Origin of the sequence: Jidongwangia harbinensis, assembly GCF_020216025.1 — a bacterium.
Classification (GTDB): Bacteria; Actinomycetota; Actinomycetes; order Mycobacteriales; family Micromonosporaceae; genus Actinoplanes; species Actinoplanes harbinensis.
In genome coordinates this window covers 53,787-72,716 of the sequence record NZ_JAIWNC010000034.1, presented here as the reverse complement: position 1 = coordinate 72,716, position 18,930 = coordinate 53,787, and the positions used below count along the sequence as shown (strand labels likewise).

The 18,930-nt window shown below is 71.6% G+C and carries 20 protein-coding genes; 9 read left to right on the top strand and 11 right to left on the bottom strand.

From position 1 onward, the window contains the following. Positions 1 to 205: 205 nt before the first annotated feature. The 3 genes from LDL48_RS32855 to LDL48_RS32845 form a co-directional block, all read right to left on the bottom strand. Positions 206 to 1,723: a DUF11 domain-containing protein gene (locus LDL48_RS32855; RefSeq protein WP_225259016.1), complete on the bottom strand. Its 1,518-nt coding sequence runs from the start codon at positions 1,721 to 1,723 to the stop codon at positions 206 to 208. 75 nt (positions 1,724 to 1,798) lie between these two features. Next, positions 1,799 to 2,779 (bottom strand): YihY/virulence factor BrkB family protein, encoded by a 981-nt coding sequence (locus tag LDL48_RS32850; protein ID WP_225259015.1) that lies wholly within the window; start codon positions 2,777 to 2,779, stop codon positions 1,799 to 1,801. A gap of 52 nt (positions 2,780 to 2,831) precedes the next feature. Continuing rightward, complete coding sequence (locus LDL48_RS32845) at positions 2,832 to 3,386, bottom strand: hypothetical protein (RefSeq protein WP_225259014.1); 555 nt, start codon at positions 3,384 to 3,386, stop codon at positions 2,832 to 2,834. A gap of 126 nt (positions 3,387 to 3,512) precedes the next feature. Between LDL48_RS32845 and LDL48_RS32840 the strand changes: the two genes are divergently transcribed. Beyond that, entirely contained in the window at positions 3,513 to 4,187 is a 675-nt protein-coding gene (locus LDL48_RS32840) for an MBL fold metallo-hydrolase (protein ID WP_225259013.1), read from the top strand. A gap of 52 nt (positions 4,188 to 4,239) precedes the next feature. On the opposite strand, the gene LDL48_RS32835 is transcribed toward LDL48_RS32840, so the two are convergent. Next, a complete protein-coding gene (locus LDL48_RS32835) occupies positions 4,240 to 4,542 on the bottom strand; it encodes a DUF1905 domain-containing protein (RefSeq protein ID WP_225259012.1) in 303 nt (100 codons plus the stop codon). A 4-nt stretch (positions 4,543 to 4,546) separates the two neighbouring features. Then, entirely contained in the window at positions 4,547 to 5,533 is a 987-nt protein-coding gene (locus LDL48_RS32830) for a helix-turn-helix transcriptional regulator (protein WP_225259011.1), read from the bottom strand. A 93-nt stretch (positions 5,534 to 5,626) separates the two neighbouring features. On the opposite strand from LDL48_RS32830, the gene LDL48_RS32825 reads away from it, so the two are divergent. Further along, a complete protein-coding gene (locus tag LDL48_RS32825) occupies positions 5,627 to 6,085 on the top strand; it encodes a VOC family protein (RefSeq protein WP_255629568.1) in 459 nt (152 codons plus the stop codon). Position 6,086: 1 nt separating this feature from the next. On the opposite strand, the gene LDL48_RS32820 is transcribed toward LDL48_RS32825, so the two are convergent. Next, positions 6,087 to 6,698 carry a DNA-3-methyladenine glycosylase gene (locus tag LDL48_RS32820; RefSeq protein WP_225259009.1) on the bottom strand — a complete coding sequence of 204 codons (612 nt, stop codon included), beginning with the start codon at positions 6,696 to 6,698 and terminating at the stop codon, positions 6,087 to 6,089. A gap of 43 nt (positions 6,699 to 6,741) precedes the next feature. On the opposite strand from LDL48_RS32820, the gene LDL48_RS32815 reads away from it, so the two are divergent. The 3 genes from LDL48_RS32815 (at position 6,742) to LDL48_RS32805 (ending at position 8,601) form a co-directional block, all read left to right on the top strand. Next, positions 6,742 to 6,915, top strand: coding sequence for a hypothetical protein (locus tag LDL48_RS32815; RefSeq protein ID WP_225259008.1), 174 nt, complete (start codon positions 6,742 to 6,744; stop codon positions 6,913 to 6,915). 123 nt (positions 6,916 to 7,038) lie between these two features. Continuing rightward, entirely contained in the window at positions 7,039 to 7,725 is a 687-nt protein-coding gene (locus LDL48_RS32810; protein WP_225259007.1) for a glycoside hydrolase family 11 protein, read from the top strand. Positions 7,726 to 7,806: 81 nt separating this feature from the next. Next, positions 7,807 to 8,601, top strand: coding sequence for an MBL fold metallo-hydrolase (locus tag LDL48_RS32805; protein WP_225259006.1), 795 nt, complete (start codon positions 7,807 to 7,809; stop codon positions 8,599 to 8,601). A gap of 6 nt (positions 8,602 to 8,607) precedes the next feature. Here LDL48_RS32805 and LDL48_RS32800 read toward each other — a convergent pair whose 3' ends face one another. From LDL48_RS32800 to LDL48_RS32780, 5 genes are read right to left on the bottom strand one after another with little or no spacing between them, the layout of a single operon-like run. Next, positions 8,608 to 10,245: an alkaline phosphatase D family protein gene (locus LDL48_RS32800; RefSeq protein ID WP_225259005.1), complete on the bottom strand. Its 1,638-nt coding sequence runs from the start codon at positions 10,243 to 10,245 to the stop codon at positions 8,608 to 8,610. Between the two features lie 60 nt (positions 10,246 to 10,305). Then, positions 10,306 to 10,719: a CBS domain-containing protein gene (locus LDL48_RS32795; protein WP_225259004.1), complete on the bottom strand. Its 414-nt coding sequence runs from the start codon at positions 10,717 to 10,719 to the stop codon at positions 10,306 to 10,308. Between the two features lie 43 nt (positions 10,720 to 10,762). Beyond that, complete coding sequence (locus tag LDL48_RS32790) at positions 10,763 to 11,638, bottom strand: NAD(P)H-hydrate dehydratase (protein ID WP_225259003.1); 876 nt, start codon at positions 11,636 to 11,638, stop codon at positions 10,763 to 10,765. Continuing rightward, positions 11,622 to 12,350 carry a histidine phosphatase family protein gene (locus tag LDL48_RS32785; protein WP_225259002.1) on the bottom strand — a complete coding sequence of 243 codons (729 nt, stop codon included), beginning with the start codon at positions 12,348 to 12,350 and terminating at the stop codon, positions 11,622 to 11,624. The genes LDL48_RS32790 and LDL48_RS32785 overlap by 17 nt, the downstream gene beginning before the upstream one ends. Before the next feature lie 58 nt (positions 12,351 to 12,408). Beyond that, positions 12,409 to 13,953 carry a cache domain-containing protein gene (locus LDL48_RS32780; protein ID WP_225259001.1) on the bottom strand — a complete coding sequence of 515 codons (1,545 nt, stop codon included), beginning with the start codon at positions 13,951 to 13,953 and terminating at the stop codon, positions 12,409 to 12,411. Between the two features lie 188 nt (positions 13,954 to 14,141). Between LDL48_RS32780 and LDL48_RS32775 the strand changes: the two genes are divergently transcribed. The 4 genes from LDL48_RS32775 to arfA are packed head-to-tail and all read left to right on the top strand — an operon-like array spanning position 14,142 to position 18,819. Beyond that, a complete protein-coding gene (locus LDL48_RS32775; protein ID WP_225259000.1) occupies positions 14,142 to 15,506 on the top strand; it encodes an extracellular solute-binding protein in 1,365 nt (454 codons plus the stop codon). A gap of 10 nt (positions 15,507 to 15,516) precedes the next feature. Beyond that, complete coding sequence (locus tag LDL48_RS32770; protein ID WP_225258999.1) at positions 15,517 to 16,455, top strand: carbohydrate ABC transporter permease; 939 nt, start codon at positions 15,517 to 15,519, stop codon at positions 16,453 to 16,455. Positions 16,456 to 16,458: 3 nt separating this feature from the next. Further along, on the top strand, positions 16,459 to 17,310 hold the full coding sequence (locus LDL48_RS32765) for a carbohydrate ABC transporter permease (RefSeq protein WP_225258998.1): 852 nt from the start codon (positions 16,459 to 16,461) through the stop codon (positions 17,308 to 17,310). Between the two features lie 9 nt (positions 17,311 to 17,319). Next, positions 17,320 to 18,819, top strand: a complete 1,500-nt coding sequence (arfA, locus tag LDL48_RS32760; RefSeq protein WP_225258997.1) for an arabinosylfuranosidase ArfA — start codon at positions 17,320 to 17,322, stop codon at positions 18,817 to 18,819. Positions 18,820 to 18,930: the final 111 nt, after the last annotated feature.

Here is an 18,930-nt window from a genome sequence, read left to right as displayed (position 1 = left end):
CGATATCATCAACCACTTTCGACTCGAAATCCAGAAGTTTCATCGACGAAACAAAAAGGAGCCCTGCCTCGCCGGGAGATCGTCACGACAAGGCGGGACAGGCCCGTCCAATTCGGCCACCGGAGACGACGATGGCCGGCGCGGGCCACCGCCCACACCGGCCATTCAGCCGTCGATCATGCACCGGCCATTCCGGCCGGCCCGGTCAGGTCCTCCGGCGCCGGGTCAGCGTGAACGCCGCGATCCCGCCCACCAGCAGCACCACACCGACCCCCGCGACCACCGCGACCGGAGCACCGGTGATCGGCAGCGTGGCACCACCGCCGGAGCCGCCGGCCGCCGGCCTGGTGGTCGGGGTGGTGCTCACGGCCCGGGCCTGGTTCACGGTCAGCTTGGCCGTGTCGTTGCCGGCCTTCGGGTCGCCGCCGGCGGCCTTGGCGGTCACCGAGCCGACCAGTTCACCGGACTTGGTGACGGTGAGCCGGAACGGCCAGGTGATCGTGGTGTCCGGGTCGAACGGCATGACCGTGGTGGTGCAGACGTACGTGGTCCTGTCGTTGCCCGTCGCCACGCAGTCGTCCGGCACGGACGCCACGGTCGTGCCCTTCGGAATCCGCACGGTCGCGGTCGCGGCCGGCTCCGGGAAGCCGGGAAGAAACGCCGGGCCGAGGTTGCGGACGCCGACCTTCGCCTCGACGGTCTTGCCGACCGCGGCGGTGACCTTGGCGCCGACCGCGGCCACGTCCGCGGTCTGGGTGCCCTGCACGTCGATGATCACATTGTGCCAGTCGACGCCGCCGCCGGTGTCGGTCTGCGCGCCCTTCGCCGCGGACTGCGCCACCAGCTTCAGCTCACCCTGGGTGCCGGCCCGGCCCTGCTGCGCCATCACCCGGTCGACGTTGTCCCGGTTGTCGACCGGGGTCTTCCAGTTGTACGTCGGTCCGACGACGGACGGGGCCGGAATGTCGGCACGCACCTTGACGCCGACCGGCTCGGAGACGGCGTACGTGGTGCCCGGCTGCAGCGTCGTCTCGAAGTGGCAGTACGCCGCGCTGGCGCCGTACACGCAGTTGCGGTAGCGCTTGGCCGGCGAATACCACGGGTCGATGTAGAAGAACATCTCGACGCCGGTGATGGCGTTCTTGCCGTCGTTGCGCACCGACAGCGGCACCGACACCGTGCCGCCGGGCTTCGAGGTGCGCGACAGGATCGTCTCGCCGGCCGCCGCGAGCTGCACGCCCTCGGCCACCGTGATCTTCGCGGTGCGGGTCACCGAGCCCAGCTCACGGCTGCTGATCGTGAGGGTGGCGGTGCCCTCCGCGCCGACCGCGGCACCCTCGGCGGCGCGGTAGCTCACCATCGCGACGCCGGCGTAGCCCTCGGGCGCACCGAGCGCGTCGAACGTGCAGGTGATCAGCGTGCCGGCGGTCCGGCACGCCCCGCCGGAGTTGCCGAACAGCTCCACGGTCGCGACACCGGCCAGCTTGGACGTGTCGATGGTGGCCTTGACGTCGTGCAACGTGTACGGCGCGCCGCCGGTCGGCTGATAGCTGAAGTAGCTCACGTGCTGGATCTTCGCCGGGCCGTCCGGGACCAGCGCGACGTGCTCGAACGACAGCTCGGGCGGCGTGGGCGCGGCGTTCGCCGGGAGCGGCGCCAGCGCGGCGCTCGCGATCAGTCCGGCCAGACCGGCAACCAGCCGGCGCAGGCGTGAGGGTGCCACAGAGTTCCTCCCCGTTGATGCGTGCGGGGAGATCATAGTGATGACCGTCAACCGCCGCGATCCCGGACCCCGAGGTCAGCCGGGCGGCGGCGGGTCGGCGACCGCTTCCTTCTGGCGCTCGTCCAGCGCCCGGGTGTCGCGCAGCCGGACATACGGTTCCGAGTCGGACGGATACCCGGTCGCGATGGCCCGGCTGCGGTGCAACTCGGCGTCCAGTTCCGCGCCGAGCAGGATGGCGATGTTCGAGATCCACATCCACACCAGGAACACCGCGACGCCACCGAGCGTGCCGTAGGTCCTGTGGTACGAGCCGAAGTTGGCCGCGTACACCCCGAATCCGACCGAGGCCGCGACCCAGAGCACGACCGCGAGCAGCCCGCCCGGGCTGATCCATTTCAGACCGGCCTGCCGGGCGTTGGGCGAAGCCCAGTAGAGGATGCCCAGCACCGCGCTGACCAGCACCGCCAGCACCGGCCACTTGGCGATCGACCACACCGTGACGGCGGTCCGGTCCGCGCCGACCAGCCGGCCCAGCCACTCGGCCAGTTCCCCGGTGAACAGCACGATCAGCGCGCTGGCGGCCAGCATGGCGCCGACCACGAGCGTGACCCCGATCCGGACCGGCAGGGTCTTCCAGAGCGGGCGGCCCTCGGGTACGTCGTAGATCGCGTTGGCGGCCCGCATGAACGCGCCCACGTAACCGGACGCCGACCACAGCGCGCCGGCCAGCCCGACGACGGCGAGCACGCCGGCGGCGTCCCCGTCCCGGTCCAGGCTGCGCAGGCTGTCGGCGAGGATCTGCCGGACCGGTCCGGGTGCCACCCCGGTGAGGCTGTCGATCAGCGGCCGGGTGGCGGCCGGGCCGACCAGGCCGAGCACCGAGGCGAGCAGGATCAGCCCCGGGAAGACCGACAGCACACCGTAGTAGGTGAGCGCGGCCGCCCAGTCCAGCAGGCTGTCGTTGCGGAACTCGCGCACGGTGCGCCGCAGCGTGTGCCACCACGCCCGGGGGGACAACCGGGCCGGGCTGGCCGGTGGCGGCGAGGCGGTGGGCATGACGCCCCTGTTGCCCGCGCCGGCACCGGCTCATGCCGGCGGCCCGGCCGGTTCAGTCCTGGGCGTTGAGAAATCCGACCAGCATGGCGGTCCACCAGCCCGCCTGGGAGATGGTGGCGACCAGGACGCTGGTGGCGAGCAGCCGGCGGGGCGGGGTGGCGCCGTCCAGTGCCAGCATGCGCTGCTGCACCTTGCCGGCGGCCAGGCCGTTGAGTGCCACACCGAGCACGGCGACCAGTTTCACCACGGTCAGCGGCGCCGACGTGTTCGGCGCGAGCAGCACGCCGCTGAGCGTCAGGCCGGCGAGCCCGAGCCAGATCGGGGTGTGCACCACCTGCGCCACCCGGACCAGCGTGGTGAGGGTCTGCCGGCGCAGGATCCACATCAGGCCGAACCAGTCCAGCGTGAGCACGGCGCCGAAGCCGAGCACGAGCGCGGCCAGGTGGGCGAAGAGGGCGACTTGGCGGAGGTCCGCGCCGATGCGGATGTGCGGCACGGTCAGGAACATCGCGGTCCAGGCGATCACCAGGACCAACGCGAGGGGGTACGGGGACGGGCGGCGACGATGCCGGAAATGACGGACGGCGGATTCCAATGTGGCGGTCATGGGAGCCTCCGGCGGTTCATGGGAGCGCTCCCATCATCGCAGATCATCAATGTCTGACATAGTCTTTACGGCGCGTCGTTCCTAGTGAAGCGCCAGATCGGGACTCCGCGGTGTCATCATCGGCGGGTGCGCGAAGTGGTCGACGGAGTGTTCGAACTCGGCATCGGATACGTCAACATGCACGTGGTCGTGACCGACGACGGCGTGGTGCTGGTGGACACCGGCCTGCCCCGCCGGTCGGCCACCATCGACCGGGCGCTGCACGGCATCCGCCGTACCGTCGGCGACGTCCGCACGATCCTGCTCACCCACCACCACCCCGATCACACCGGCAGCGTCGCCGACCTGTGCCGCCGCAGCGGGGCCCGGGTCGTCGCCCACCGGCTGGACGCGCCGTACGTGACCGGCGAGGCCCGCGCGGTGGTCCGGCACCCGGTGGTCAAGCTGGTCGGCCTGCTGCTCGGCACCCCCGAGCCGGCACCGGTGGACGACCTGGTGACCACGGACCGGGCCACGCCCGTCCCCGGCTTCACCGCGCTGCACACCCCCGGCCACACCGCCGGGCACGTGTCCTATCTGCTCGACCGGGCCGAGGGCGTGCTGTTCGCCGGCGACGCGGCGGCCGGCAAACGCGGCGGGCGGATCGGCAGCACCCCGCGGATGGTCTCGGCCGACCTGGACGAGCAGGCCCGCAGCGTGGCCCGGCTGGCCGAACTGGACTTCGCGCACGCCGTGTTCGGCCACGGCCCGGCGGTCTCCGGCCGCGCGGTGGAACGGTTCCGTCAGTTCGTCGCGAGCTGACCGGGTGCCGGTGGTGGGGCTGCTCGCCGAGACCGGGAGGCGGGCCGGCTGCTCAGACGTCGACGAGCTCGACCGTGACGGCCGCGCGGTCGCCCGCCTCCAGCGACTCGGCCCGCCGGATGCCGCGCTTGACCGGCAGCACGTAGGCGCCCCGGGCGCTGTCCGGGAAGATCGACGTGGTCCAGGTGCTGCTGCCGATGGTGGCCCGCACCCGCACCGACCCGAAGCCCCGGCGCAGCCCGCCGGCCCGGTCCCGGATGTCCCCGGAGACCTCCCCGGGCAGGCTGACGAACGTCCAGCTGTCGCCGCGCCGGGCATCCCAGATCCACAGCTCGGCGTCGAAGGTGACCACCACGGCATCAGGATGACACGGGGGTACGACAGATTCCGGCCGCCGAGGCGCGGTGCGCGGCGGCGAGGCGGGCCGCCAGCGTCCCGAGTTCGTCGACCAGTTCCGCCGGTTCCAGCACGGTGAAGTCGTGGCCGAGCGCCGCCAGGTGCACGGCGATCGGCGCGAGCCGGTCGGCGCCGGTGACCAGCAGGCAGCTGTGCCGGTCCACCGCTTCGACGACGCCGGTGCCGGGCGGGAACCGCTCGGCCACCACGTGGGCCGGCGCGTGCACCCGCACCCGGGCGCGGAGGCGGTAGGGCCCGGTGGTGACGGCGTCGGCGACGAAGGCCGCGGCGTCCGGCGGATTCCGCGGCGTGAACCGGATCCCGGTCGGCCGCGGATCGTCGATCCGGTCGGCGCGGAACGTGCGCCAGTCGTCGCGGTCGTGGTCGCGGGCCACCAGGTACCAGCGGCGGCCGGTGTGCACCAGCCGGTGCGGCTCGGTCGTGCGCACGCTCGCCGCGCCGTCCCGGTCGCGGTATCCGAAGGTGAGCCGGTGCTGGTCCCGGCACGCCTCGGCGATCACGGTCAGCACGTCCGGGTCCGCGGTCGGCGCCGGGCCGGTCAGCGGGACCGTGGCCAGCCGCAGCGCCGCCGCACGCCGGCGCAGCCGGGCCGGCAGGACCCGCTCCAGCTTGGCCAGCGCGCGCACCGCGGTCTCCGCGCCGCCGGTCACGCCCTGGTGGGTCGCGGTCCGCAGGCTGAGCACCACCGCGACGGCCTCGTCGTCGTCCAGCAGCAGCGGCGGCAGGGTCGATCCGGCCGCGAGCCGGTAACCGCCGGCCACGCCCGGGGTGGCCTGTACCGGATAGCCCAGCTCGCGCAGCCGGGCCATGTCGCGGCGCACCGTTCGCCCGGTCACCTCCAGCCGGGCGGCCAGCTCCGGGCCGGTCCAGTCCGGCCGGGTCGGCAGGAGGGCGAGCAGGCGCAGCAGGCGGGCCGACGTGTCGAGCATGATCCGAGTCTGACACCGATCGAGGAACGATACTGTCCGCAATGGCGGCTAGCCTCGCTGTCGCCCATTCCGTCGAATTCCGAGGTGATCCCGTTGGCATACGAATTCCAGGTCACGCAGGACAGCGCCGACCCGCACACGCTCGCCGACTGGTGGGCCGAGACGCTGGACTGGGTGGTGGAGCCGTCCGACGAGGCGTTCATCCGGCGCATGATCGCCGAGGGCTACGCGTCGGACGGCGACACCAAGGTCCACCGCGGCACCCTGGTGTGGCGGGAAGGCGCGGCGATCCGCCACCCGGACGGGCTGAAGCGGGCCCCCCGGCTGCTGTTCCAGCTGGTGCCGGAGAAGAAGGCGGGAAAGAACCGGATGCACCTCGACGTCCGGATCGGCGTGGACGGCGACGTCGAGGCCGCGGTCGGCAAGCTCACCGCCCGCGGCGCCACGCGCCTGCACGACGGGCGTCAGGGGCCGCACACCTGGGTCACGCTCGCCGACCCGGAGGGCAACGAGTTCTGCGTCTCGCGCAGCGCACCTGAGGACGACGACTAGGCTAGGTCCGGCTGCTACGGGGCACGTGGCGACGGTAGGCGCTGACGGTGGGGTCGCCGGCGAGCGAGAATCGCCACGCCAGATCGTGCGCAGCGGTTACGCCCACCCGAGGACCAGCTACGACGCGCTCGTCCGGGACCGGCTCGGGCGGAGGATGCAGGGTCAGTGGGCCCGTGCCGTCAACCACGGATGAGCCATAGGCCGTGAGTGGCAAGCCAAGCGCCTCGACGAGGCGCGCCGGCCCGGAAGCGAGATCGACGTCGCGCTTCGCCGAGGGTCGCCGGGCCCGGGCCACGTCGACACCGCTCACGACCTGCCCCGCGCGCAGGAGAACTGCCGCAGGCTGCCCCGCGGCTCCGCACGTCACATTGGCGCAGGTGTGTAACCCGTATATGCGGTAGAGATAGAGGTGGCCGGCCGGCCCGAACATCGCCGCGTTACGCGAGGTCCGGCCTCGATGGGCGTGGCTGGCGGGGTCCCCGCCCAGTCCTGCATACGCCTCAGTCTCGGTGAGCCGGATGGTGACGCCGTTGGCCACCGCCAGCCAGCCGAGCAGTTGGCGCGCGGTGTCGGCGACCGAAGTCGCGGGGGCGTCGAGCCAGGGGTAGGTCACGTTCCAAGGAAAGCAGAAGGCAGTCGAAGGGGGTCCGGCACTCATGAGGTCGACGTCGTATTTCCACGCCGCGCAGGGCCTTCCGGCGGCTGACCACATCGGCAGGCTGATCGGGGTCATCCACTCCATCGCGATGGTGGGTTTCGCCGAGTACGGCCTCCCCACCACCGCACTGCTCGACAACCTGAAAGCTCGGGTCACCTGCTCGGTCAGGTAATATCGTTGTTCATCGATGCTTTTCCCAGGCCGAGCTCCGAGAGACCTAGGGACGGTTCCCATGTTCGGACGTCTTCGAGTTGAGCGCACAATCGTCAGGGCCACCCTCAGCGCCGCCTGCGCCGTGACGCTGACACTCACCGGGACCGCGCTGCCCGCCGACGCCGGGACGAGCGCCGACGGCGAAACGACCATCACGACCAACCAGCGGGGTACGCACGACGGTTGCTTCTACTGGTTCTGGCAGGACGTGGGCGACGCCTCGATGACGCTGAAGCGCGGCGGGTACAGCTCTCGGTGGAGCGACGTCGGCAACTGGATCGGCGGCAAGGGCTGGGAAACCGGGGGACCGCGGACCTTCAGTTACTCCGGCACCTTCGAACCGGAGGGCAATGGCTATCTGGCCGTGTTCGGAACGACGACCGACCCGTACACCGAGTACTACATTGTCGAGAACTGGGGCACGTTCCGGCCCGATTACGCCGCCTTCGTGGGCACCGTCACCAGCGAGGGCGGTACCTACGACGTCTACCGCGAGCGGGCCAATCACAGCGTCACGTTCACCTTCTGGCGGTACTGGAGTGTCCGGCAGGAGAAGCGGACCGGTGGGACGATCAACACCGAAGACCACTTCGACGCGTGGGCCCGCGCCGGCATGGAACCGGGCACCCACGATTTCATGGTGATGGCGACCGAGGGCTACCGGAGCATCGGCAGCTCCGACATCACGGTCGACTGCGCCACCGCCGAGCCGCAACGCCGCCCGGCCGCGTCGCTCGCCGCAGTCAGCGCCGGCCCCGGGGAGGCGTGACGTCGGCACACGACGTGCCGTGGCGGTTCGGGATCACCGGAAGAAGCGTTAACAATCGTCCCCTGCGGGTAGTCGCCGCGTATGACCTCGCCGACCCGGGCCACCGTGACGTTCGTGGGCAATGCGACCACGCTGCTGCAGCTGGGTGCCTTCACACTGCTCACCGATCCGGCGTTCGGGCACGCCGGGACCCGCGTCCACCTCGGGTACGGCGCCTGGACCCGGCGGCTCAAGGACCCGGCCCTGGGGTACCCGGACCTGCCGCCGCTGGACGGCATCCTGCTGTCCCACCTGCACGGCGACCACTTCGACCGGGCGGCCCGCGAGCAGGTACCCCGCGACCAGCCGATCCTGACCACCCCGCAGGCCGGGCGGAAGCTGCGGCGCAGGGGATTCCGCGGTGCGGGCGGCCTCGGCGTCTGGGAGTCGCACGTCTGGGAGCGGGACTCCCAGCGGCTGCGGGTGACCGCCGTGCCGGGGCGGCACGGTCCCGGGTTCGTCGACCGGCTGCTGCCGGACGTGATGGGCTCGGTGCTGGAACTGGGGGTGGACGGCCGCCGGGTGGTCCGCCTGTACATCACCGGCGACACGTTGTACCGGCCGTTCCTGTCCGAGGTGACCCAGCGGTGCGGCGAGATCGACACCATGCTGATCCACCTGGGCGGCACCCGGCTGCTGGGCCTGTTGCTGACCATGGACGACAAGCAGGGTGCGGCGCTCACCGAGCTGATCCGGCCGCGCCTCACCCTGCCCATCCACTACGACGACTACCGAGTCTTCAAGTCGCCGCTGAGCGCCTATCTGGGACGCTGCGAGCAGCGCAAACTGCCGGGGGTACGGGCGATCCGCCGCGGCGAGGTGGTCGACCTGGTCTGACCGTCGTCAGGCCGGGGCGGACTCCCGCCGGATCTGCGACGAGCCGCGTCCCACCGACCACCCGGCCACCCAGCTCGACCCGCTGCCCGCGCTGGTCCGGTCGGCCAGGTGGTACCAGTCCATCCGGCAGCGGGACGGGGACAGATCCAGCACCCCGAAGCCGTGCCCGTCCAGCTCCAGCCACTTGACGTGCGGGTTCGTCGCCCGGATCAGCTCGGCGGCGAACACGCTGAGCGGGCCGCCCGGCCGGGTGTTCAGGAAGTCGTCGATGTTGTCGCTGGTCACCGACGGCACCACGAACTCGGCCGCGGCCGGGTTCGACGGGCCGGTGTCGCGGGTGGTCAGCTCGTTGGCCCAGGACGTGTGGATGTCCCCGGTGAGGAACACCACGTCCCGGGTACGGGCGGCGCGCAGCGCGTCGACCAGGCGTTCCCGGTCGGCGTTGTAGCCGTCCCACTGGTCCGGGTTGAGCACGACGCCGTTGCTCGGGATGCCGAGCAGTTCGGCGAGCGGACCCAGCAGCCAGGCCGGCAGCGTGGCCAGGTCGAGCCGGGAGATGATCACCGGGTTGCCGACCAGCTTCCACGCGGCGGTCGACTCCACCAGTCCGTCGGTGAGCCACTGCAGCTGGTCGGCGCCGGCGATGGTGCGGTCCGGGTCGTCCACGGCCGGGCCGGTGGCCTGCTGCGACCGGTACGTGCGCAGGTCCAGCATGGAGAGTTCGACCAGGTCGCCGTAGCGCAGCCGCCGGTAGATCGCACCGTCGGCGCCGAGCCGCACCGGCATCCACTCCGCGTACGCCTGCCGGGCCGCCGCCTTGCGCGCCGCGAAGTCCCCCTCGGTGCCGGGCGTGTGGTTCTCCGCGCCGTCGGACCACATGTCGTTGGCGACCTCGTGGTCGTCCCAGGTGATGATCCACGGCACCGAGGCATGCAGCGCCTGCAGATCCGCGTCCGTCTTGTACTGCGCGTGCCGGATCCGGTAGTCCTCCAGGGTCAGCGTCTCGTGCGCCGGGAGGTGCGGGCGCACCACCGTCTCGGCCGCGGCGAACTGGCCGGTGCCGTACTCGTAGAGGTAGTCACCGAGGTGCACGACCAGGTTGAGGTCGCCGCGCTCGGCCAGGTGCCGGTACGCCGCGAAGTAGCCGGCCTCCCAGTTGGCGCAACTGACCACGCCCAGCCGGAGCCGGGTGACGGGCGCGTCGGCGGCCGGCGCGGTCATCGTCCGCCCGGTCGGGGACCACACGCCGGACAGACCGAAGCGGTACCAGTACGTGGTGGCCGGTTCCAGCCCGTCGACGTCCACCTTGACGGTGTGGTCCCGGGCCGGCCCGGTGGCCGCGACACCGGAGCGCACCACGGTCGCGAACGAGGCGTCCGACGCGATCTGCCAGTCGACGGTCACGTCCGGTCCGGCGCCGGAGCCGGGCACCGCGTCCGCGGTGGGCGTGACCCGGGTCCACAGCAGGATGCCGCCGGGCAGCGGGTCACCGGAGGCGACGCCGTGCCGGAAGGCCCCCTCGGCGGCCGCGGCCGTCCCGGTCCCGGCGGCGGCCGCGACGATGGTCGCGCCGGTGGATAGTCCGGCCAGACGCAGGAGGGTACGGCGGTCGACCGTACCCTCCGCGCGGGGAGAAGAAGTCATGGAGTCCTATTTAGCAGAACTCCCGGTGCGCCCGCTGCCCCGAACCGGTCCCGGGGCAGGTCAGGACGAGAGCGCGTCGATCAGGTCGCCGACCGGACGGTCCGGCAGCGCCCGGGCCACGTCCGCGACCGCCACGATGCCGACCAGCTGGTGGCCGTCGATCACCGGCAGGCGGCGTACCTTGTACTGGCTCATCGTGCGCAGGATCTCCTGCGCGTCGTCGTCGGCGCCGATCGTCACCGGCTTGCCCTCGGCCAGCTCGCCGGCCGTCACGTCGGTCGCGCTGCGGCCCTTGGCCAGCGCCTTCACCACGATGTCGCGGTCGGTGAGCATGCCCTTGAGCCGGTTGTCGTCACCGCAGATCGGCAGCGAGCCGACGCCGAGGTCGGCCATCTTCTGCGCGGCGTCGGCCAGGCTCTCCTTCTCGCCGACACAGGTGACGTCGGGCGTCATGATTTCGCGCGCGGTGGTCATGGGTGCCTCCCTTCCCTTCGGTGATGACAAGCGGGTACCCGCTTCACACCGTCGCAATCGTGTACGCCACCTCGTCTACCAGTTCCCGGGCCAGGAACCCGGTGCGGCCGTACCGGGGTGCCAGCCGCTGGCCGCTGACCGCGTGCGCGAACGCACCCCAGCAGGCCGCCTGTGCCGGTTCGGCGCCGCGGCCGAGCAGCCCGGCGACGATGCCGGCGCGGACGTCGCCGCTGCCCGAGGTGCCTAGCCCGGCGTCGCCGCTCTCCTCCCGCCAGAGACGCCCGTCGGGTGCGGCGATGTGGCCGTACAGCGACACCACGGCCCGGTGCCGGGCGGCCAGTTCGCGCGCCGCCGCGCCGAGGTCCTCCCCAGGACCGCGGCCCAGCAGGATCTCCGCCTCGGTGAGGTTCGGGGTGAGCACCGCGCGCAGGTCCCGGTCGGCGAGCAGGCCGGCGTCCCGGCTCAGCGCGCCCAGCGCGTGCGCGTCCAGCACCACCGCGGCATCCTTGGCGGCGGCGCCGAGGACCGCGCGCATCAGCCGGGCGGTCTGCTCGACGTCGTCGAGGCCGGGCCCGACCGCCAGCACGTCCGCCTCGGCGGCGAGTTCCAGCAGATGGTCCGGCACCTCGCCGGAGACCGAGCCGGCGTCGGTCTCCGGGAGTCCGACCACCTTGGCCTCCGGCACGGCGATGCTGAGCGCGGTGGCGGTGCTCGAGGTGACGGCGAGCTGCAGCCGGCCGGCGCCGGCCCGCAGCGCGGCCACGCCGGCCAGCAGGACGGCGCCGGGGGTGACCCGGGAACCGCCGATCACCAGGACGGTGCCGCGGGACTCCTTGCCGCCCTGCGGATCCGGCAGCGGCCACTCGCGCAGCAGCCGCGGGGTGATCACCGCGGGCGGGGTGTCAGACCGGCTCGGCATTGACGTCCTCCTGTTTCGTCGGCGGGGTGCCCTCGCGGTGCAGGTGGTCGACGGAGTTGAACAACTCCGGCTTGAGGTCGTCGCCGGCCCGGCGCCAGCTGCTGATCGAGGTGTTGGCGACGGCGGTCCGGTGCGCGATGTCCATCAGTTCCGCCTCGCTGAGGTGCTCGGCGAGGTAGCGCACGAGCAGCACGGTGGCCTCGTGCCCGAACAGCAGCACCCGGCCGTCCGGATGGTCCGCGCGCAGCTCGCGGAGCAGCGCGCGCAGCCGCAGCAGCACGTCCGCCCAGTTCTCGCCGCCGGGCGGGCGGTAGTAGAACTTGCCGAGCCGCCGGCGCCGGGCCGCCTCGTCCGGCAGCCGGGCCTCCACGCCCCGGCCGGTCAGCAGGTCCAGGACGCCGAGCTCCCGGTCGCGCAGCCGCTCGTCCACCACGGCCGGGATGCCGGTGCCGGCCAGCGCCAGTTCGGCGGTCTGCCGGGTCCGCAGGTACGGCGAGACCACCGCGATCTCCGGGCGCTCGGCCGGCGGCCGGCCGGTCAGCCACCGGCCCACCGCCTCGGCCTGGTCCCGCCCGGTCGCCGACAGCGGCACGTCCGCGTCGCGCTCCGGGATGTCGATGGCCTCGAGCCCGCCGGACTCGGCGTCCTGGGCGATGACGTTGCCGGTGCTCTGGCCGTGGCGTACCACGGCGAGCCACTGCAGTTGCTCCATGCCGGTGCTCATACCCGGCGGGCGCCGGACGTACCCGCGGTCCGGCCGGGAGCCGTCGTCACCGGCGCGCGTCCACCATCTGCTCGATGAGCGCGGCGAACTCGGTGCTGATCCGGTCCGCCTCGCGGGTCAGCTGGTCGGAGGCCTGCTGGATCCGGACCGCGACGTCGCCGGTGCGGTGCGCGGTCTCCCGGACGCTGTTCCGGGCGCCGTCGCCGCCGGCGATCGCGGTGGCCACGTGGCCGGTGGCCGAACCGAGCGACCGTACGGTCTGCGCCATCCGGGCCATCACGGTGGCCGCGTCGTGCGAGGTGGCCTGGATGGCCTCCACCTCGGCGGCGATCTGGTCGGTGGCCGCCGCGCTCTGCTGGGCCAGTTCCTTGACCTCGTTCGCCACCACCGCGAAACCCTTGCCCATCTCGCCGGCCCGGGCCGCCTCGATGGTGGCGTTCAGCGCGAGCAGGTTGGTCTGCGCCGCGACGGTACGGATCACCTCGATCACCCCGCCGATCGTCTCCGCGGCCGTGGTCAGGCCGGTCACCGTGTCGCTGACCTGGTTCGCCTCCTCCGCCGCCTGGGTCGCGGTGCCGGTGGACTCGGCCGCCTGCCCGGAGATCTCGTCCACCGCGTCGCTGAGGTCGCCGGTGGTGGCGGTGAGGTCCGCGGCGGCCGACTGCATGCTGGCCACCGCCTCGGTGATCCGGTCCAGCACGGTCCGCACCACGGTCTCCACTCGCGCGCCCAGCTCGGTGGCGGCGGCCCGCTGGTCCGCGGCGGCCCGCTGCTGCAGCTGCGTGTTCTGCTGCTCCAGGTCCTGCTTGGCGCGCAGGTTCTGCTGCAGCGTGCGTACCGACCCGGCCATTCGGCCCAACTCGTCGCGGCCGGCCGGCGGCACCGCCACGTCGAGGTCGCCGGCCGCGAGCCGGTCCAGCGTGCGGGTCAGGCGGCGGACCGGACGGGAGATCGCCAGGCTGACCGTGCACAGGCCGGCCAGCAGCAGCGCCAGCACGACGCCGGTCTGCGCCAGCACCTCGCCGCGCTTGTCGGCCACGATCACGTCCACGTCGTCGATGTAGATGCCGCTGCCGATGATCCAGCCCCACGGCTCGAAGCCGGACACGTACGACAGCTTCGGCACCGGGTCCTTGTGGTTCGGCTTCGGCCACAGGTAGCTGACGTACCCGGCGCCGTTGGCCTTCACCGTGTTCACCATCTCGACGAACAGCAGCTTGCCGTTCGGGTCGGCGTTCTTGGACAGGTCCGTGCCGTCCAGTTCCGGCCTGGTCGGGTGCATGATCATGGTGGGGCCACGGTCGTTGATCCAGAAGTACTCGACCTTGTCGTACCGCATGGCCTTGACCGCGTCCTTGGCCGCCTTCTGGGCCTCGTCCTTGGACATCGCCCCGTCCGCCTCGAGCTTCTGGTACCCGGCCAGCACCGAGTGCGCGACCTCGACCAGGTGGCGGGTCTTGGTCTGCCGCGCCTCCATCTCGGCCGGGCGGATGTCGGAGATCCGGGCGAACGCCAGGATCAGCACACCGAGTACGGCGACCACAGCCACCGCCGCGAGCTTCACCGCGATGGGAATACGCCCGTTGCGCATGCGCAAGCACCCTTCCTGGATCCTGACCCCACTTGTCACTATTTCGGCCGAGAGCGGTTCCCGGAGCGCAAATGCGAAAGAAGGCGGTTACTCCGCGGTCTGCCACTTCTCGTTTCGCGTCCGAGCGTTCTCGATCTGGCACGTGCCGATCTCTGGACCCGGCTCCGCCCCCGGCGCAGGCTCCGACCATGACCAGCCAACGCGACGGACGCGCCGGCCGGACCGGGCTCAGCCGCCGTGACCTGCTGCGGAGCGCCGCTGCGGTGGCCGGGCTGGGCCTCGGCGCCGGCCTTGCCGGATGCTCCACCCCGGTGCTCAGCGGGCTCACCACCGGCACCGACAAACCCGACTCCGTCGACTACTGGAACCTGTTCGGCGGCGGCGACGGCGTCCGGATGGCACAGATGCTCGAGGGCTTCCGCACCGCCAACCCCGGCGTCGACCTCAGCGCGGTCACACTGGCCTGGGGCAATCCGTACTACACCAAGCTGTCGCTGGCGACGGTGGGCGACAAGCCGCCCGAGGTGGCGGTCGCGCACCTGACCCGGATGAAGTCGATGGTCCGCTCCGGCCTGCTGCAGGAACTGCGGCCGGAGGACCTGGCCCGGCACGGGATCACGCCGGACAAGTTCACCCCGGCCACCTGGGAGGCGGGCCTGGTCGACGGCAAGGCGTACGCCATCCCGCTGGACACCCACCCGTTCGTCATGTTCTACAACACCGAGGTCTGCGAGAAGGCCGGCCTGCTCGACTCCGGTGGCGCGCTGACCCCGCTGGACAGTCCGGAGAAGTTCACCGACGCCATGGCCCGCGCCAGGAAGGTCACCGGCGCGTTCGGCGGCGTGGTGGCGATCAACAGTGAACCGTCGACGCCGTGGCGCATCTTCCAGTCGCTCTACAGCCAGCTCGGCGGGCAGATGCTCGCCGACGAGGGGCGGCGGGTGGTGCTGGACGACGCCAAGGCCACCCGGGTGCTGACGTTCCTGCAGAGCCTGACCGCCGGCGGGCTGTTCCCGGCCGGCGTCGACTACCAGGGCTCGATCGCGCTGTTCGCGGAGCAGAAGGCCGGCTTCTACTTCCAGGGCGAGTGGGAGATCTCCACGTTCCAGACCGTCGGGCTGCCGTTCTCGATGACGCTGTTCCCGAACCTGTTCGGCGGCGAACGGTACGCCGTGCAGGCCGACTCGCACACCCTGGTGCTGCCCCGGCAGCCCGACGACGACCCGGCCCGGCTGGACCGCTCGCTGCTGTTCGTCCGTTCCATGCTGGACCAGAGCAGGGTCTGGACCGAGGGCGGGCACGTGCCGTCCTGGCGGCCGTTCCTGGAGAGCGCCGAGTACCGGGCGATGACCCCGCAGTCGAACTACGCGGCGGCGGCCGAGGGTGCGGCGTACGACCCGGAGGGCTGGTACAGCGGATCCGGCTCCAACTTCGAGACCGTCACCGGCTCCGGCGTCTCCACCGTGCTGGGCGGACAACAGTCGCCCGCGGCCGCTCTGGCCCAGATACGCGACAAGCTCACCGCGCTCGCGACCACCGCATCACCGATCTAGGGGGTCGTCGGTGTCCACCGGAACCGCCACCCGGGCCCGCCCGGTCCCGCCCGTACCCGCGCCGCCGTCGTCCCGGGGCGCCCGCAGCGGCCTGCCCGCGTTCGGCTTCCTCGCCCCGTTCCTGATCCTCTATCTCGCCTTCATCATCGGACCCGCGCTGTACGGCCTGGTGATGAGCTTCTTCAACACCAGCCTGGTCAAGCCGGGACTGTCCGGGTTCGCCGGCCTGGACAACTACGCCGAGGCCCTGCGGAGCCCCGACTTCTGGTCGTCGCTGTGGCACACGGTCTGGTTCACCATCCTGACCACGCCGCCGCTGATCCTGCTGGCCTTCCTGTTCGCGCTGCTCGCCGACCGGGTGGCCCGCGGGCGCTGGTTCTTCCGGCTGGCGTTCTTCGCGCCGTTCATCCTGCCCTCGGCCGTGGTCGCGCTGATCTGGATCTTCATCTACACCCCGGTCATCGGGCTGGCGGAGGTCACCCTCGGCAAGATCGGCATCACCGCGCCGGTCTGGCTGGGCAGCGAGACCTGGGCCATGCCGTCGCTGGCGATCACCACCATCTGGTGGACGCTCGGCTTCAACTTCATCCTGTACCTGGCCGGGCTGCAGGAGGTGCCCCGCGAGCTCTACGAGGCGGCCGCGATGGACGGCGCCGGTCCCTGGCAGCAGGTCCGCCGGATCACCATCCCGATGCTGGCCCGGACCACCACCCTGGTGGCGGTGCTGCAGGTGATCGCCTCGCTCAAGGTCTTCGACCAGATGTACCTGATGACCCAGGGCGGGCCGAACTTCGCCACCCGGTCGATCCTGCAGTACGTCTACGACGAGGGCTTCACCAACTTCCGGGTCGGGTACGCCGCCGCCGTCTCGACGCTGTTCTTCCTGATCGTCCTCGCGGTCTCGGCCGTGTGGTTCACCCTGGTCCGCCGCCAGGAGAGGGAGGTCTGAGCCGTGGCCACCGGCGCCGTCACCGTGGAACGGGTGCAGAAGCGGGTCAGGCTGTTCAACCGCATCTGTGCCGGCGTTCTCATCGCCTTCGCCCTGCTCTGGCTGGTCCCGCTGGCCTGGGCGGTGGACACCGCGCTGAAGCCGAACGCCGAGACCACGAACACCACCTGGGCGATCCAGGACCCGACGCTCGGCGCGTTCTCCCGCCAGCTGCAGGAGACCGCCATCCTGAACTGGTTCGGCTCCAGCCTGATCATCGCCACGATGAGCGCCGCCGGCACGGTCCTGGTGGCCAGCCTCGCCGCGTTCGCGCTGTCCCGGATGCGCTTCCGCGGCCGTACCGTGGTCTTCTGGTTCGTCCTGGCCGGCATCATGATCCCCGGGCAGGTGCTGATCGTGCCGCAGTTCCGCGAGTTCGACGCGCTGGGCCTGCTCAACACGTACTGGGCGGTCAGCCTCCCGCAGATCCCCACCGCGATCGCGGTCTTCATCTTCAAGCAGTTCTTCGACGGCCTGCCCCGCGACCTGGAGGAGGCCGCCCGGATCGACGGCGCCGGCTACTTCCGGGTGTACCGGCGGGTGATCATGCCGCTGGCCCGGCCCGCGGTGGCCGCGGTGGCCATCTTCACCTTCGTCGGATCATGGAACGATCTGCTCTGGCCGCTGCTGGTGCTGAGCAACCCCGACATCATGACGATCCCCGTGGGTCTGGCCACGGTCCAGGGCGCGTTCGGCATCCGGTACGCCGACACCATGGCCTCCGCCATCCTCGGCGCCATCCCGCTCGTCGCCGTCTTCCTCCTCTTCCAGCGCAACATTGTCGAAGGCATCGCCGGCACCGGCCTGAAAGGTTAAGAAGAAAACATGCAGTCAGCTCGCCTCACCGTCGACCCGGCGTTCCGGATCGGCACCGTCGACCCCCGGCTCTACGGCTCGTTCGTCGAACACCTGGGCCGGTGCGTCTACACCGGCCTCTACGAGCCCGGTCACCCCAGCGCCGACGCCGACGGCTTCCGGCAGGACACCGCGGATCTGGTACGCGAACTCGGCGTGCCGATCGTGCGGTACCCCGGCGGCAACTTCGTCTCCGGCTACCGCTGGGAGGACGGCATCGGCCCGGTCGGCGAACGGCCGCGCCGGCTTGACCTGGCCTGGCGCTCGATCGAGACGAACCGGGTCGGCGTCGACGAGTTCCAGAAGTGGGCGGCAACGGTCGGCACCGAGACGATGATGGCGGTCAACCTGGGCACCCGGGGCATCGACGCGGCCCGGTCCCTGGTCGAATACTGCAACGTGCCGGGCGGCACCTACTGGTCCGACCTGCGCCGCGCGCACGGCGCCGCGGACCCGTACCGGATCAAGGTCTGGTGTCTCGGCAACGAGATGGACGGGCCCTGGCAGATCGGCCACAAGACCGCACACGAGTACGGCCGGCTGGCGCACGAGACCGCGAAGGCGATGCGCCAGGTCGACCCCACCCTGGAACTGGTCGCGTGCGGCAGTTCCAGCCTGGACATGCCGACGTTCGGCAGCTGGGAGTCGACCGTGCTGGCCGAGACGTACGACGTCGTCGACCACGTCTCCATGCACGGCTACTACCAGCAGCACGGCGACGACCGGGGCAGCTTCCTGGCCGCCGCGGCCGGCATGGACCGGTTCATCGACGCGGTCGTGGCCACCGCCGACCACGTCCGGGCCACCGGACGGCACAAGAAGCGACTCGGCATCTCGTTCGACGAGTGGAACGTCTGGTACCAGAGCCGCTTCGCCGGTGAAACCAACCTGGAGATCGCCGAAACCCCTCGGCTGATCGAGGACGTCTACTCGGTCACCGACGCGGTCGTCGTCGGCAACCTGCTGATCAGCCTGCTGCGGCACGCCGACCGGGTCAGAATCGGCTGCCTGGCGCAGCTGGTGAACGTGATCGCCCCGATCATGACCGAACCGGGCGGCGCGTCCTGGCGGCAGGCCACCTTCCACCCGTTCGCGCTCACCTCCCGCTTCGGCCGGGGCACGGTGCTGCGGGTCGAGCCGCAGGTCGCCGTGTACGACACCGCCGAACAGGGCGAGGTCCCGCTGGTCGACGCGGTCGCGGTGTGGGACGAGGACACCGGCGGCGTGGTGCTGTTCGCGGTCAACCGGCACCTGACCGAACCGATCGCGCTGGACGTGGACCTGCGGGCGTGGACGACGCTGACCAGCGCCGAACACACCTGCATCGCCGACGACGACCCGGACGCGATCAACGACATGGCGCATCCGGACCGGGTGGTGCCCCGCCGGCTGGACGATCCCAAGCTCGACGGGGGCCGGTTGCAGGCCGCGCTGCCGCCGCTGTCCTGGAGCATGATCCGGCTGAGCTGAGCCTGCTCTGGCTTGCTCTGAGTACCTGGGGTGATCGGCGCGGTGGCTCGCTCCGGGCACCCCGGGTGATCATTGCCCGGGTCGGGCCGTGTTTCGGCGGTTCGGCCCGGG

Excerpts from the sequence above, each read along its gene's own strand:
- LDL48_RS32850 (WP_225259015.1), bottom strand. The coding sequence starts at position 2,779 with ATGCCCACCGCCTCGCCGCCACCGGCCAGCCCGGCCCGGTTGTCCCCC.
- LDL48_RS32845 (WP_225259014.1), bottom strand. The coding sequence starts at position 3,386 with ATGACCGCCACATTGGAATCCGCCGTCCGTCATTTCCGGCATCGTCGC.
- LDL48_RS32830 (WP_225259011.1), bottom strand. The coding sequence starts at position 5,533 with ATGCTCGACACGTCGGCCCGCCTGCTGCGCCTGCTCGCCCTCCTGCCG.
- LDL48_RS32815 (WP_225259008.1), top strand. The coding sequence starts at position 6,742 with ATGAGGTCGACGTCGTATTTCCACGCCGCGCAGGGCCTTCCGGCGGCT.
- LDL48_RS32805 (WP_225259006.1), top strand. The coding sequence starts at position 7,807 with ATGACCTCGCCGACCCGGGCCACCGTGACGTTCGTGGGCAATGCGACC.
- LDL48_RS32800 (WP_225259005.1), bottom strand. The coding sequence starts at position 10,245 with ATGACTTCTTCTCCCCGCGCGGAGGGTACGGTCGACCGCCGTACCCTC.
- LDL48_RS32795 (WP_225259004.1), bottom strand. The coding sequence starts at position 10,719 with ATGACCACCGCGCGCGAAATCATGACGCCCGACGTCACCTGTGTCGGC.
- LDL48_RS32790 (WP_225259003.1), bottom strand. The coding sequence starts at position 11,638 with ATGCCGAGCCGGTCTGACACCCCGCCCGCGGTGATCACCCCGCGGCTG.
- LDL48_RS32785 (WP_225259002.1), bottom strand. The coding sequence starts at position 12,350 with ATGGAGCAACTGCAGTGGCTCGCCGTGGTACGCCACGGCCAGAGCACC.
- LDL48_RS32780 (WP_225259001.1), bottom strand. The coding sequence starts at position 13,953 with ATGCGCAACGGGCGTATTCCCATCGCGGTGAAGCTCGCGGCGGTGGCT.
- LDL48_RS32775 (WP_225259000.1), top strand. The coding sequence starts at position 14,142 with ATGACCAGCCAACGCGACGGACGCGCCGGCCGGACCGGGCTCAGCCGC.
- arfA (WP_225258997.1), top strand. The coding sequence starts at position 17,320 with ATGCAGTCAGCTCGCCTCACCGTCGACCCGGCGTTCCGGATCGGCACC.